At 46.4% G+C, this 14095-nt stretch carries 15 protein-coding genes and 1 pseudogene; 5 read left to right on the forward strand and 11 right to left on the reverse strand.

What is annotated here, in order from left to right:
• Window positions 1-303: 303 nt before the first annotated feature.
• From ES815_RS11650 to ES815_RS11665, 4 genes and pseudogenes are all read right to left on the reverse strand, one after another.
• A complete protein-coding gene (locus tag ES815_RS11650; protein ID WP_185902402.1) occupies window positions 304-1317 on the reverse strand; it encodes a fimbrial protein in 1014 nt (337 codons plus the stop codon).
• Between the two features lie 16 nt (window positions 1318-1333).
• On the reverse strand, window positions 1334-3871 hold the full coding sequence (locus tag ES815_RS11655; RefSeq protein WP_142487933.1) for a fimbria/pilus outer membrane usher protein: 2538 nt from the start codon (window positions 3869-3871) through the stop codon (window positions 1334-1336).
• A gap of 18 nt (window positions 3872-3889) precedes the next feature.
• Window positions 3890-4604, reverse strand: a pseudogene (locus ES815_RS11660) (molecular chaperone).
• A 53-nt stretch (window positions 4605-4657) separates the two neighbouring features.
• A complete protein-coding gene (locus tag ES815_RS11665; RefSeq protein ID WP_142487934.1) occupies window positions 4658-5233 on the reverse strand; it encodes a fimbrial protein in 576 nt (191 codons plus the stop codon).
• A gap of 719 nt (window positions 5234-5952) precedes the next feature.
• On the opposite strand from ES815_RS11665, the gene ES815_RS11670 reads away from it, so the two are divergent.
• Window positions 5953-6540 (forward strand): transcriptional regulator, encoded by a 588-nt coding sequence (locus ES815_RS11670; protein WP_142487935.1) that lies wholly within the window; start codon window positions 5953-5955, stop codon window positions 6538-6540.
• 80 nt (window positions 6541-6620) lie between these two features.
• On the opposite strand, the gene epmB is transcribed toward ES815_RS11670, so the two are convergent.
• The gene (gene epmB / locus ES815_RS11675; RefSeq protein ID WP_142487936.1) at window positions 6621-7649 is read right to left on the reverse strand and encodes an EF-P beta-lysylation protein EpmB; all 1029 of its coding nucleotides are present in this window, start codon (window positions 7647-7649) and stop codon (window positions 6621-6623) included.
• A gap of 40 nt (window positions 7650-7689) precedes the next feature.
• On the opposite strand from epmB, the gene efp reads away from it, so the two are divergent.
• From efp to ecnB, 3 genes are all read left to right on the forward strand, one after another.
• A complete protein-coding gene (efp, locus tag ES815_RS11680; protein ID WP_032616155.1) occupies window positions 7690-8256 on the forward strand; it encodes an elongation factor P in 567 nt (188 codons plus the stop codon).
• Between the two features lie 66 nt (window positions 8257-8322).
• Window positions 8323-8454, forward strand: coding sequence for an entericidin A/B family lipoprotein (locus ES815_RS11685; protein WP_142487937.1), 132 nt, complete (start codon window positions 8323-8325; stop codon window positions 8452-8454).
• Window positions 8455-8560: 106 nt separating this feature from the next.
• Window positions 8561-8707: a lipoprotein toxin entericidin B gene (ecnB, locus tag ES815_RS11690; protein WP_142487938.1), complete on the forward strand. Its 147-nt coding sequence runs from the start codon at window positions 8561-8563 to the stop codon at window positions 8705-8707.
• Between the two features lie 49 nt (window positions 8708-8756).
• Here the strand turns inward: ecnB and ES815_RS11695 are convergent, their stop codons facing one another.
• The gene (locus ES815_RS11695; protein WP_142487939.1) at window positions 8757-9344 is read right to left on the reverse strand and encodes a helix-turn-helix transcriptional regulator; all 588 of its coding nucleotides are present in this window, start codon (window positions 9342-9344) and stop codon (window positions 8757-8759) included.
• A gap of 271 nt (window positions 9345-9615) precedes the next feature.
• On the opposite strand from ES815_RS11695, the gene sugE reads away from it, so the two are divergent.
• A complete protein-coding gene (gene sugE, locus ES815_RS11700) occupies window positions 9616-9933 on the forward strand; it encodes a quaternary ammonium compound efflux SMR transporter SugE (protein ID WP_032616159.1) in 318 nt (105 codons plus the stop codon).
• On the opposite strand, the gene blc is transcribed toward sugE, so the two are convergent.
• From blc to frdA, 5 genes are all read right to left on the reverse strand, one after another.
• The gene (gene blc, locus ES815_RS11705; RefSeq protein ID WP_142487940.1) at window positions 9930-10460 is read right to left on the reverse strand and encodes an outer membrane lipoprotein Blc; all 531 of its coding nucleotides are present in this window, start codon (window positions 10458-10460) and stop codon (window positions 9930-9932) included. The genes sugE and blc overlap by 4 nt on opposite strands.
• Before the next feature lie 86 nt (window positions 10461-10546).
• Window positions 10547-10906, reverse strand: a complete 360-nt coding sequence (gene frdD, locus ES815_RS11710) for a fumarate reductase subunit FrdD (RefSeq protein WP_142487941.1) — start codon at window positions 10904-10906, stop codon at window positions 10547-10549.
• Window positions 10907-10916: 10 nt separating this feature from the next.
• The gene (gene frdC, locus ES815_RS11715) at window positions 10917-11312 is read right to left on the reverse strand and encodes a fumarate reductase subunit FrdC (protein WP_039028427.1); all 396 of its coding nucleotides are present in this window, start codon (window positions 11310-11312) and stop codon (window positions 10917-10919) included.
• Between the two features lie 10 nt (window positions 11313-11322).
• Complete coding sequence (locus tag ES815_RS11720) at window positions 11323-12057, reverse strand: succinate dehydrogenase/fumarate reductase iron-sulfur subunit (protein WP_039028428.1); 735 nt, start codon at window positions 12055-12057, stop codon at window positions 11323-11325.
• Window positions 12050-13840: a fumarate reductase (quinol) flavoprotein subunit gene (gene frdA, locus ES815_RS11725; RefSeq protein WP_142487942.1), complete on the reverse strand. Its 1791-nt coding sequence runs from the start codon at window positions 13838-13840 to the stop codon at window positions 12050-12052. The genes ES815_RS11720 and frdA overlap by 8 nt, the downstream gene beginning before the upstream one ends.
• Between the last annotated feature and the right edge of the window lie 255 nt (window positions 13841-14095).

Raw genomic sequence — 14095 nt, forward strand, 5'->3', positions numbered from 1 at the left:
TAATGTTTTAAACTGTTCATGTATAAATTAAATGGTAATGAGCCTCATTCATGTACGTATCAATGGTTGTTTGCAATAAGTTCTTCGGTAGTAAAATCAGAAGTGAAGATACAAAGATATAAAGCATTGACTGATTCTATAAATCTTAAAGGTTCAAATATAGATGTAAAAAATATTACAATGAAGAGTTGACGAAGCTTTCATTCTATCGAGTTAGAGTACGATTCGCAGGGCTTTAACTTTGATTCTGGAGATAGTGTACGCCATAGCTCTCAAGAGTAGGAAGCTATGGCGTGTCTCTGATCATTCCTCTTGAACAATAACCTCGAATATAGCATTTACTTTTCCTGGTTTTGGAGAACTACCAGTAATATAGTAATCTGCGGTGAGATTAATTGATTGGGTGGTGGCTGTGCTTACAAAGCTATATGCCTTATAGTTATAAAATTTTATTGGATTGGAGTCTTTGTCTCTAATCATGAAACCAACATTTTCTGCGCCAATTGGCGGTGAAACTGAATTCAACAACACTCCATTGGTTGTCGATGAAGACATCGTTATCGGGTTGAACCAGTAAATATGTTTAGCTCCAGAAGAGGTTGCCGGGCAGTTAATGCTTAGATTAATTGCTTGCTTTTTAGCTGTCATAGCTTTACCTGCTTTGATAAGTTCAGACAACTCAATTTTAGGTAAATTAATGACACTTTTCCCAGGGGAGATATTACAACTCGTTTGTCGATAGTTAAAAGCCCCGAGCTTTAAATATACCTGCAACAGTAATGCATCTCGTGTCTTAGTTTGAATTTGCTTAGGAGTACCTGCACGATAAGTTACATCTATTAGTATCGGGCCTGCAATGCTTGTATCAATAGGATCTTTAGTTTTGATCAACCAAACAGTTATCTGTTCTGTTTTGGAAGTTCCACCATTAATTATTGGAACTGTACCAAATTCGGCTGGGACTGGCCGATAGTTATTACCTGTTGTTGCATCGGAGATTTGAAAACCAATACCTTTGATACCTGTTTCGTACACGGGTTTACCTTGAATGCCTGTTACACCCGGAGCAGGGCTTACAGAAGGGGATGCCTCCACCGCATAGACATCCGTTGCGGCACAGTTAGAAGTAGTCCTCATTCCTGAAACATTGCCGCCATAGGTTTGGACTGCTAACACTGTTCCCGCTGGTATTGAATCATCCGCAAGAATTTTGGATGGCATCGGAAAGTTGATCGTTTGTATCGACCCGCCGTAAGTACAGTTTGCTGTTACCTGGAAGCTGAATAATAACCCTAATAAAATGGCAAATCTTTTCATTCCGAATTTTCCCTGTTTAAATGCACACCGCTGTCGTTTGCAAAATACTTCCATTCACACCACTCAAGTTATATTTCGCTGTACATTTTTGCTCAGGTTGGTTACCCCATTGCACAGTGATAATACCATTATCCTGTAGACCTGATAGGTATACCATTCCAGCATCCGAAACAATGCTGGTTTGGTTCCGTTCATTAGTTTGATAGGTCACAGTTGCTCCATATGGTACATATTTGCCATCAGTTGTTTTAAGTATCGCAAAAGCTCTTTTACCAATATTACCTGCGTAATTTGCCCGAACAATTGCTCCACGTGTAGGTATAACCTGCTTCGTTGTTTCTGGTAATTCCATTTCATCACCAAGTGAAGTTGAATCGAGGGTAATATCAGTTCTGCGATAAGGGGTTACATATGGAACAACTGCGTAGCCACGATAGTCGGTTTCTATTGTATTATCAGTACTTAGTTGAACATGGCTCAGACCAGGGGCCTTAATTAATACGGCTGAATCATTGATGCTCTGACCAAGCGTAATACCATCAGCGTGAGCGATAATACTTCCGCTTAAGCCATAATCCAGACGACGACTATCTTTATCATAGCCATAGCCAGCATTAACAGTGCCAAAAGAATCATCATAAGTTGCCCGAACATTGCCACTGTAATGCTCGCGATTGCCATAACCTTGCTGAATACTCCAGTCTAATTTGTCATTCTCGAGTCCAGACCCTCCTAATGTGATAAATTGATCCGTTGAGCCTGGATTAGTGTTCACAACTTGATAACTTGCATATGAATGCGTTAGCCAATTGCTGAAAGGAACTGTAACTGTCAGAGATATACGTTGATCATCCCTGGCTTCACGGCTTGAACCTTTCGAATCCCACGTATAACGATTATAACTATAACCTAAATAATAGTTAATGCCTCTCCAGCCCCCGTTATAGCCTACACTAATAGATTTATTGGTTCTTTGATTGTCCCAATAATCTTCAATTATGCCGCTAATTGACAAACTTCCTAAATCTTTACCGAGGCTTTGATTTAAGATGAGATTGGTTCTATTTTTTAAGGAATAGCTTGAATAGTTGATGCCATCACTATCATCTGAATAAGTATCTAAAACCTCAGTTAAAGTATTAAATCCTTTTGTTGAATAGCGGTAGCCTGCAATAGTTACATTAGTCCCAGTTTGCAGTATATTTTTCCCATAACGTATACGCCATGATTGCCCCGATTGTTTATCTTGCTCCTGTTTTTTCGACCAGGCATGTGTCACATCTAAGGACATTGCGCCCCATTCACCAAGATTATATCCTAGCCCTGCAGACAACGCTTGATAATGGGACGCTCCTTGTATGCCGCCATAAACTGTAGCGTTAGTTGAAACACCGTAAGTTGCTGTTGCCTGAGTGAATGGCTGTTCATCAACGTTACCATCATAAGGTCGGTATTTACCTGATGTAACCTCATATTCAAAATAGTTTTCTCTGACCATTACCGGCAGTGTTGCAAAAGGAACAACAAATTCTTGAGTTGTTCCATCAGACTCTTCAACCGTAACGTATAAGTCACCGCTACCACCGCTAGGGTACATATCCGTTATTTCAAACGCACCTGGCGCTACATATGTCTGATATACCTGATAATCGTTCTGCTTAATTACAACCCGGGCATTCGTTTTAGCAATACCGCGGATGACTGGTGCATAACCACGCATGCTTTCAGGAAGCATGGTAGTATCTGTTGCCACTTGTATACCCGTAAAAGGTACGCTATCGAAAATAGAGGATAGCGAAGAACTTTCTCCAAATATAACATTACTATTTATCGTCCTGATACTACGTTGCATATATAAATAAACTGAGTCCCATTTCGATGAGTCTCCATTATTTTTATTCCAGGTGCTATAGTTTCGTATGCGCCAGGCACCAAAGTTTACCCCGCTCTGAAGATTCAAATTATAATGTTCATCATTAGATTGAGAGTCTTGAGCGCTACTGAATTGGTAGTTCATCATTAGGGCATTGATCCCATCATCAAACTGCTCTGGCGGAATGTATCCTTGCGCATTAACTACCATTGCTGCCTGAGGTATTGAAATAATCAGACGTTGTGAGCTAAAATCAAAATTAATTTGAGCTTCAGGGATGGCGTTAAGATTGGCGCAACCTTTCGCATCCTCGATTAGCCCAGGGAATGATTTTATTTTGACGCCATATTGGCTCAGCAAATTTATATTTAGACAAGGTTTTAGATTTCCGCTATTATTAGTTGAATCGCTGTCATCAATTACAAATTTGATGTTTTTTGTTTCAATATAGCGGCCGTTTAACATAATATCAACGCGATATTCTCCCGGGGCTTGGGCATTTTTGCTTTCGAACATGCTTAAATCTGGTGGGGGAGAATCAGCGTTTCCATTCACGGAATTGATAAAAGAAGGATCAAAATATTCTCTCGCATATGCATCATTTTTTTCGGATAGTAATGCGGAAATTATAGCCATGCATAATATTGAAGTATTAAAATATTTTTTAGTTTGCATATGCATATCCTTATGTTAATGCATTTATAAAGACATTGAGTAAAATGTACCTGCTCCGCCATAATCATTAACTATTCGCCATGTGATTTTTGTCGGATCGTTTTGCTCTTTCTTTAATGTTATTTCTTTTGAAGCAAAAGGTGCTATTGAACCTACATCTTGCGTTATATTTTTGTTTCCAAGTTGTACTGTGTTAAAGTAATAAAAAAAAGGCGTTGGGTTTTTAACTATGATTTTCCCTGTAACTTTTCTCCATTCTATTTTTTTTGCTTCCTCAATATTTGACATGCTGGACAATGCTTTTGGCCTATAAATCAGGCGCATGCGATGGCGAACAGCAAGTTGTATTGTATTGTATTGTATTGTATTGTATTGTATTGCTATTAGCATATGAATCGTCAGTTGGTGGCACAGCCATAATGTTAAAGAAAAAAATAGACTCACGATCTAAAGGCACCTTGATATTCGGTGTTGCAAATAACCTTAAGGTATTTTTTTGTTTTGCTTCAAGGCGAAACAGAGGTGGCGTAGCTAAAAATGATGGTGCTTGCCCCTCCGCTGACTCCACCCAGGATTTAATTAAATATGGCATCTCATCCTTGTTTTCAACCTGAGCAGAAATTTCACGTGTTCCTTCTTTATAAAGATAGCGGGTTGATTCTATTACAATGCCAGCATATGAGAAGCTGCATAAAAAAATTGAGTGTAAAACCAATGTATTGATAATGAATTTCAACATGATTATTTCTCAGGGGTAATAAATGGGCTCGTCTGGCGAGCCCAAGGGAATTATTAGTTGGAGACGGTATAATCAATAGTGAAGGTAGCAACGCCTTTTACTGGACCCTCAGTTACTGTTGTGTCCTTATTAATTTTTACGTAACCAGCAGTGTACTTCAGAGTTGACGTTTCATCTGGTTTATAAGTTTCAGTCATTGTTTTTGAGCCGTCAAAAGTCAGACGTGAGTTATCATCCTTTTTGGCGATACCAATGCCGATTCCTTGTGCGCCATTATCTGCAGTGTTTACCAGAATGTCAGGGTTGGAATTAGTGGTACCTGTTACGGCAACTGTAAGCGAGTTTACTTTGGCTGCGTTGGTGCTACCTTTCGCGCAGTCGGATACTTCGAAGCCGAAATCCTGAGATTTAAAGAGAGCGCCTTCACTCTGGCCATTTGCTTCAGAGGTAGTAATAGTCGTCAGACGAACGATGCCATTATTTAAAGTACCTGTTGGTTTAATAACACAGGATGTTGCTGCGTCATTTACTTCACCCATAACAGTTACTTCAGCAGTGTTAACAGCCATAGCCTGTGCGCTCATCGCTACTGAAGCAGCCGCGATTACAGCTAAAATTGTTTTATTCATTTGATTAATCCATATTATTAAAACTAGTCCTAATAGGAAAATGCATTTTGATATATTAAGTAGCAATAAACGTAATGCATCTTCTCTATTGTTGCGCTTAATCCAGAAGATCGCCAATTAGAGTTGTATGGTCATCCTCAATAGACTAGCGGGAAAGAGTGTAATGGGGGAGGGGCTAATGAGTCATGTGAATTTTTACTTCATTATATCGCTTTCACTTTTAGTAATAAGATATTTGTATGGGTTGAGATGATTGTATAGAATTGAATTATTTATTAATTCTGAATTTACTCTGGTATTTGTTATGGATGCGATTCAGATAATGTCTATTTAATTTATCTATTTATTGATTTTAAAAATGCTTTTAATTTCTTTATGGTGGTTTTTATTGATATTTGACATGCTTTAGACTCATTTACGCGCTCTGATGTCATTGCAATACTTTCTTCATTTTTTTTATGAATGTTATCATGGTCAATCCAGTTTTCCTGAATTTGAATTTTATATCATTTTATTCTATTTTAAGTACCAACCATGAGTCGAAGTTCCGGCTGCTTTGCTTGAATATGTATTGCTTAGTTAAAGCCGTGATCTCTTATGCACTTCTTCTTTTATTAAGTAGGCAGTTGTGAACATGTTATCGTTCGTTCATCAGGGCGCTGAATAAAAAGTGGATGCTGATTAATAATTTTCGACAGTACAAGGAAGGCTGACGGATTATGAAATACAATAAATTTATTATTAACAGTGAAGTTATATTTGATATGAATTCTTGTGAGGTGAAGTCTGTTACTATTGAATCAAGTGAGAACATAATACTGAATGTGCCTACGGCTCGTTGTTTACAGCTTTTGCTGGAGTGTCAAGGCCGCGTCGTTTCAAGAGAGGACTTCCTTTTGCAAGTCTGGAATGCCAGAGGTATTGTTGTTTCACAAAATACGTTTTACCAAAATATTTCTTTATTACGTAAATCTTTAAAAAAAGCTGGGCTCAGTGTTGAGATTATCATTACCGTCAGGCGCAAGGGTTTTACTATTTCGACAGATACTAAAATTGAACGGCTCGAAGAAGAATTAGATTTACCAGTAATTAATTCACAATATTCATCAACAAACCCTCCATCTATAGCTGACAACACAGAAAATAAAATAGGTTTTCGTAAAAATTTAGGGGCACCTTTTAACAGCTTACTTGAACATGTTCAACCGTCCTCCTTAAAGGCAACCTATATCCCTGCGTGGGTTAAAATGATTCTTGCAGCGTTAATCATTGTTGATGTTATGAGTTTTATTATTAATTATTTCTAATTCATGAAATATTGACTACCGCCGCTTAAATATAGTCTGTATTGATACTTGTCTGGTTGGCAGGCCAGACAAGTTTTTCTTCAGCACTGCTTCAGCCCCAAATCCAGCGGCGTCTTACTCGGTTCGCCACCGATCTCACGCGCCAGTTTCGGTACCATATACCCAGAAACGAGGGTCAGTAGCTCACGCATAATGGCGCGGGCTTCCTCATCACCGACCATAAAGTGAGCAGCGCCCTGTACTTTATCCAGCACGTGGATGTAGTAGGGCATCACGCCTGCATCAAACAGCGCGTTGCTCAGATCGGCCAGTGTCGTAGCATTGTCGTTAACGCCACGTAGCAGGACGCTTTGGTTGAGCAGTGTTACGCCAGCCTGACGCAGGTATTTCATTGCCGCCCGGAAGCTATCATCAATTTCATTAGCGTGATTGATATGGTTCACCAGCAGGATTTGCAGCGATGAGCGTGCCAGTCTGGCGCTCAGCTCATCGGTGATCCTTGCCGGAATCACAATCGGTAAACGACTATGGATACGTAACCGCTTTATATGCGGGATCGCTTCCAGCTGAGTGATAAGCCAGTCCAGCTCATGATCTTTCGCCATCAGCGGATCGCCACCCGAGAAGATGATCTCATCGAGCTCGGTGTGGGCAGCAATATAGTCGAGAGCAGCCTGCCAGTTACGTTTGTTCCCCTGATTGTCGGCATAAGGGAAGTGACGACGAAAACAGTAACGGCAATTTACCGCACAACCGCCCTTAACCAATAACAATGCGCGATTGCGGTACTTATGCAATAGACCGGGCACCACGCTGTTTTGCTCTTCAAGGGGATCGGTGCTGAACCCGGGGGCAGCGACAAACTCATCCTGCGACGTAAGAACCTGTTTTAACAGAGGATCGTCAGGGTTGCCTTTCTCCATTCGTGCAACAAAAGCACGTGGAACACGTAGCGCAAACAGGCGTTTCGCTTCACGTCCGGCAAGGAGGTTTTCATCTGCGTTCAGGTTTAAAAGACGCAGCAGTTCATCAGGACTGGTGATTACATCAGCAAGTTGCAATAACCAATCTTCTCTGGATGGGGTGTTTAGGGTTACAATATGCGCCATTTTGTGGCTTAGCTACCAGTTAACAATTTCAGAGGGCCTTATGGCGACTTACTATAGCAACGATTTTCGTGCCGGTCTTAAAATCATGATGGACGGCGAACCGTACGCGGTTGAAGCCAGCGAATTCGTTAAACCAGGTAAAGGTCAGGCATTCGCACGCGTTAAGCTGCGCCGCCTGCTGACCGGTACCCGTGTAGAGAAAACCTTCAAATCCACCGACTCCGCTGAAGGCGCAGACGTTGTTGATATGAACCTGACTTACCTCTACAACGACGGTGAATTCTACCACTTCATGAACAACTCCACTTTCGAGCAGCTGTCTGCTGACGAGAAAGCCGTTGGTGACAGCGCTAAATGGCTGCTGGATCAGGCTGAGTGCATCGTAACCCTGTGGAACGGCCAGCCTATCGCTGTGACCCCGCCAAACTTCGTTGAACTGGAAATCGTTGAAACCGATCCAGGTCTGAAAGGCGACACCGCAGGTACTGGCGGCAAGCCAGCCAAGCTGTCCACCGGTGCAGTGGTTAAAGTTCCACTGTTCGTTCAGACTGGCGAAATCATCAAAGTGGATACCCGCTCTGGTGAGTACGTTTCTCGCGTGAAGTAATTCATCTCGGGATGGAAGGCGCAGCGTTTTGCTGCGCCTTATCGATCGATAAAAGGTTCATGGACGATGCCGCGCACAATCAAAATCTTACTGCTGATGGTTCTTGCTGGCTCTCTTCTCACCGGATGCAACACGGCCCGTGGTGTCGGGGAAGACATTAAAAGCCTGGGTCATGCTATTTCGCACGCCGCCTCCTGATATCTTCTACTTTTCCTAAAAATGCTTCCTTTTCCGTCACTCGCCGGGATCCTGGCTATGCTTATGTGGCTGTACACAATAACTTTGCCTAAAAAAGGAAGACATTATGCTTAAGAAAACATGTGTAGCGATCTTTTCTGTCCTGGTGCTTTCATCAGTATTAACTGCCTGTAATACCACTCGCGGCGTTGGTGAAGATATCTCCTCTGGCGGCAGCGCGATCTCTGGTGCGGCAACTAAAGCACAGCAGTAATTTTGGGCGGTACGGGGCTTAATACGTCTCCGTACCCTCAGTTTACCGCTCAGGGCAGTGACAGAAACGGTGAATACCGTGTATCCATGTGTAGTTTCATTCGAATATTGCGCTTGTAGGTGTATACCGTTTTCCCATGAATGCTCAGTTTGCAGGCAATTTTCTGATTGCTGGCACCCTCCATCCACAGCGTTAACACTTTCTCTTCCTGACGCGTCAACAATGGCGATGCTGCCGATGCAGGTTCACTGCTTTCCTGGGATGCTAGCGCCTTATTAATTGTCTGCGCCAGTACCTCCAGTGGGGTCGTTTTGGCCAACGATGCCCACAGGGGAAAGGCGTTCATAAATGCAGACATTTCAGGTTGTTCCTCTGAATGCAGCAAAACAAAAGGCGCGGTTTCACTGGCATTCATTACGGATGAGAGCTGATGGATGTGCTGAAGGTCTGACGTAAACCCCTGCAAATCTGCAATCACCAGCGTCGGCTTCCACTGCAGAATATGCTCTCTGGCAAGAAAGAGATTGTTGAGGCCTGTCACCAACACAGGGGAAGGAAACAGCCCTGAATGATTGATCCACATTTCCAGGCCCGTGCGGGTGTAATGACATCGGTCAATCAAAAGAATTTTGAACATTAGTTTTTCGCAATCGGCAAAGTGTAGTCGCTTCCTGCTATCAGGAAGTGTCCCATAATAAAGAAGTCGGATGAGTTATAAATGAGTGAATTTCGCTGCTAATTACGTCTATTTCTCGCTTTCAAACGCTCAACTAATGTCTGAAATAAACACGTTGAAAAATGAATTCATGCTCTTCAAAATATGAGATTCACCCGCCTTGCAGGACGACCTGTAAGCGCTTCTCTCATCGGGGACGGCCCCAGACTGTTATTTAAGTTAAGGAGCCTTTATGTCCTGGATTATTCTTTTTATTGCCGGTTTGCTCGAAGTGGTATGGGCCATTGGTCTGAAATATACCCACGGCTTTACGCGACTCACGCCCAGCATCATTACCGTTTCCGCCATGATCGTCAGTATCGTGCTGCTCTCCTGGGCTATGCGCTCGCTGCCCGTGGGAACGGCGTATGCAGTATGGACGGGGATTGGCGCGGTAGGTGCGGCCATTACCGGGATTTTACTGCTGGGTGAGTCAGCGAGCCTGGCGCGTATTGCCAGCCTCGCATTGATTGTTGCCGGTATTATTGGGCTGAAGCTCAGCACCCACTAATGGGGTTGTTCAATCCAGACCAACTGGCTGATATCAAATCCCTGACGGGTGGCAGAATTCAGTAGCCTCTGTTTCATCTCATCTGAAATCGTCGGTGTGCGGGAGAGGATCCACAGGTAGTCACGATTGGGCCCGCACACCAGCGCATGCTGGTAATCTTTATCCAGCGCAATCACGTTATAGCCACCATAAAAAGGACCGATGAAAGAGACTTTCAGCGCTGCGGTGTCAGACGCGCCGGTAAAGTACGCTTTTCCCGTCACTTTTTGCCACATGTCGCGCTCAGGGTTGTAGCCCCGGTTGATAACCTGAATACCGCCATCGCTCATCAGGCTGTAGTGAGCCGTCACCTTTTGTAGACCACGTTCAAAGCGGTGATCAAAACGGGCAATTTCATACCAGGAGCCCATGAATTGCTGGGCGTTAAAGGGCCGGACGACAGTCACGCCCCGGGGCGGAGTAGGGGCACTACAGGAAACAACCAGAAATGCAGCGGCAACGGCGGCGATGACGGGCAGGATGCGCATAGGCGTTTCCTTACAGGATTTTTGATAAGTGTAGAACCTGTCAGGAATTTTGCTCTCCCACCGGCTGGCGGGAGAGCGGAGAAGGATTACATAAAGACCACGGCAACCAGCGTGACCACGCTCAGGATGGCCGCCAGCCCGTAGAACACCCATTTCCCGTTAGGGACGTGGATCTTCAGGTCGTGCATGGCGTGATGAATACGGTGCAGACCACACCACAGCGGCAGAACAATCATCAGGAAGATAAATATCCGACCAATAATACTGTGGGCAAAGGCCAGCACCCGCTCGTAGCTCAGGGCATCCCCGGGATAGAGCCCCAGCGGCAGCATAATGCCCACCAGCAGAATAATGACCGGCGCGATGATAGCGCACCACATGCCGCCTGCCCCAAAAAGCCCCCAGAAGACGGGCTCGTCAGAACGTTTTGGAGTTGGATTAATCACAGTGGTCTCCTTACCAGAACAGGGCTACGCCAAGAATCACCACGGTCACGACCGCAGTCACCACCCAGAGTCCTTTAATGATCGGCTCTGGCCCCAGTTTTTCATTTTTGACGATAATATTTGCTGCTTTCGGCGCCAGCTCAAACCAGGTTTTGGTATGCAACAGCGCTGCCGCCAGCACGATGATATTCAGGATCACCACTATCGGGTTCTGCAGGAACCCGACAAAACCGGCCCAGGTTTCCGGACCATGCTTAAGGGCAAACAGGCCGTACATCAGTTCGATGCTGAACCACACCGCCGGTACCGCCGTGCCTTCACGCAGCATATAGAAGCGATAAAACGGCAGATTTTTCCACCAGGTGGACGGCATCGGCCGCACATAGGCTTTGCGTTTAGTCGTCATCATGCACTCCTTAGCGTGGTTTCAGGGTGGCGATAAGAAAGTCTTTCGAGCTTTCTACTTTGCCCTGTTGGATCGCGGCGGCCGGATCGACATGCTTCGGACAGACTTCCGAGCAGTAGCCGACAAAGGTACAGGTCCAGACGCCGTTCTGGCCGTTCAGCTGCGCCATACGTTCTTTCTTCCCGTGATCCCGGCTGTCTTCGTTGTAACGATGTGCCAGGGTAATGGCGGCCGGGCCGATAAACTCGGGATTCAGGCCAAACTGCGGGCAGGCGGCATAGCACAGGCCACAGTTGATGCAGCCGGAGAACTGGTGATACTTGGCCATCTGCGCCGGGGTCTGCTTGTTCGGCCCCTGATCCGGCGTACGCGGGTTGCCAATGATGTACGGCTTAATGGCTTCCAGGCTTTCGATAAAGTGGGTCATGTCGACCACCAGATCGCGTTCGATTGGGAAATTAGCCAGGGCTTCGACCTTCATCCCTTTCGGGTATTCACGCAGGAAGGTTTTACAGGCCAGCTTTGGCACTTTGTTGACCATCATCCCGCAGGAGCCGCAAATCGCCATACGGCAGGACCAGCGGTAGCTCAGGTCCGGCGCCAGATTGTCTTTGATGTAGCCCAGCGCATCCAGCAGGGAGGTCTGCTCATCGTAAGGAACTTCATAGAAAGTGCTGTGCGGCGCGCTGTCCACTTCCGGGTTATAGCGCACCACTTCAACTTTCAGAGTTTGCATTTCAGCCATTCGCCGTCTCCTTTTTCTCGGCTGCTTCCGCTTCTGCACCGTAAACGCGTTTCGCCGGTGCCAGCGTGGTGATCTTCACGTCGCTATAGTCCAGACGAGTAGAGCCGTCCGCGTCGCGATAAGCGAGGGTATGCTTGAGGAAGTTGACGTCGTCACGCTCCGTACAGCCTTCGTCCAGACGCTGGTGGGCGCCGCGCGACTCTTTACGCGCCAGGGCGGAGTGCGCCATACATTCAGCAACGTTCAGGCCGTGACCCAGCTCAATGGTGTAGAGCAGATCGGTGTTGAAGACGCTGGAGGTATCCGTCACCCGCACGCGTTTGAAGCGTTCCTGTAGCTCAGCCAGTTTGTCGATGGTTTTCTGCATCAGCTCCGGCGTACGGTAAATACCACAGCCTTCTTCCATGGAAAGTCCCATCTCATCGCGGATTTTCGCCCAGTTCTCACTCCCTTCCTGATTCACCAGTTTTTTCAGGCGCAGCTCGACATCGGTAGCCTGCGCATCGAGCGCGGCACCGTTAGCGGCTCCGGCTGTTGCTGCGCGGGCCATGGCCTGCTCACCCGCCAGGCGACCAAATACTACCAGCTCGGCCAGCGAGTTGGAGCCCAGGCGGTTAGCGCCATGCAGGCCGACGGAGGAGCATTCACCCACCGCGAACAGGCCTTTAATTCGGGTTTCACACTGCTGATCGGTTTCGATACCGCCCATGGTGTAGTGCGCAGTTGGACGTACCGGGATCGGGTCTTTAACCGGGTCGACGCCGACATAGGCTTTCGACAGTTCACAGATGAACGGCAGACGTTCCAGCAGCTTCTTCTCGCCCAGGTGGCGCAGGTCGAGATAGACCACATCGCCGCGTGGGGTGGGGATGGTGTTGCCTTTGCGCCACTCATGCCAGAAGGCCTGAGAGACTTTATCGCGCGGGCCAAGCTCCATATATTTGTTCTTTGGTTCACCCAGCGGCGTTTCCGGGCCCATGCCGTAATCCTGGAGATAGCGATAGCCATCCTTATTGACCAGAATGCCGCCTTCACCGCGGCAGCCCTCGGTCATCAGGATCCCGGAACCCGGCAGGCCGGTCGGGTGATACTGCACGAACTCCATATCGCGTAGCGGAACGCCGTGCTGCAGCGCCATGCCCATCCCGTCGCCGGTCACGATGCCGCCGTTGGTGTTATAACGGTAAACACGTCCGGCACCGCCGGTCGCCATCACCACGGCATTGGCGCGGATCTGAACCAGCGTACCTTCCATCATGTTCATCGCCACCAGGCCGCGGGCCTGGCCGTCATCAACCAGAATGTCGAGGACAAAATGTTCGTCGAAGCGTTGGATCTGGGGGAACTGCAGCGAGGTCTGGAACAGGGTGTGGAGCATATGGAAGCCGGTCTTGTCGGCGGCAAACCAGGTGCGCTCAATCTTCATGCCGCCGAAGCGACGCACGTTGACGCTACCGTCATCACGACGGCTCCACGGGCAACCCCACTGCTCCAGTTGGGTCATTTCCGTCGGGCAATGATGTACGAAATAATCAACGACATCCTGTTCGCAAAGCCAGTCGCCACCAGCTACGGTGTCGTGAAAGTGATAATCAAAGCTGTCATGATCCTGCGCGACGGCAGCGGATCCCCCCTCCGCAGCGACCGTATGGCTACGCATCGGGTAGACTTTTGAAATCAGGGCAATTTTAGCGTTTGGGTTAGCCTGGGCAGCTGCAATTGCTGCGCGTAATCCCGCTCCGCCAGCGCCAATAATGGCAAGATCGGCTTGAAAGGTATGCACGACATTCCTCCAGATTTTTGATATTTCGCATCTCACCTACCCTAAGGTAGTGCACGGCCCGGGAGGGCAAATGCGAAAGCGATTCCACTGCTCCTTTATGGGTAACGCAGTATAGCCGTAGGAAAGAGAGGGAAATTTGACGTGTTCGATTTTTTTGCGGTTCTTTCCCTCGATTTATCATTGCAATTGATGAATCACGTCACGAAATTATTGGTAGTTATAAAAACCCCAAAATTGACTGTGCAAAATTTGTCT

This window comes from Leclercia adecarboxylata, from assembly GCF_006874705.1.
GTDB classification, from domain to species: domain Bacteria; phylum Pseudomonadota; class Gammaproteobacteria; order Enterobacterales; family Enterobacteriaceae; genus Enterobacter; species Enterobacter adecarboxylatus_C.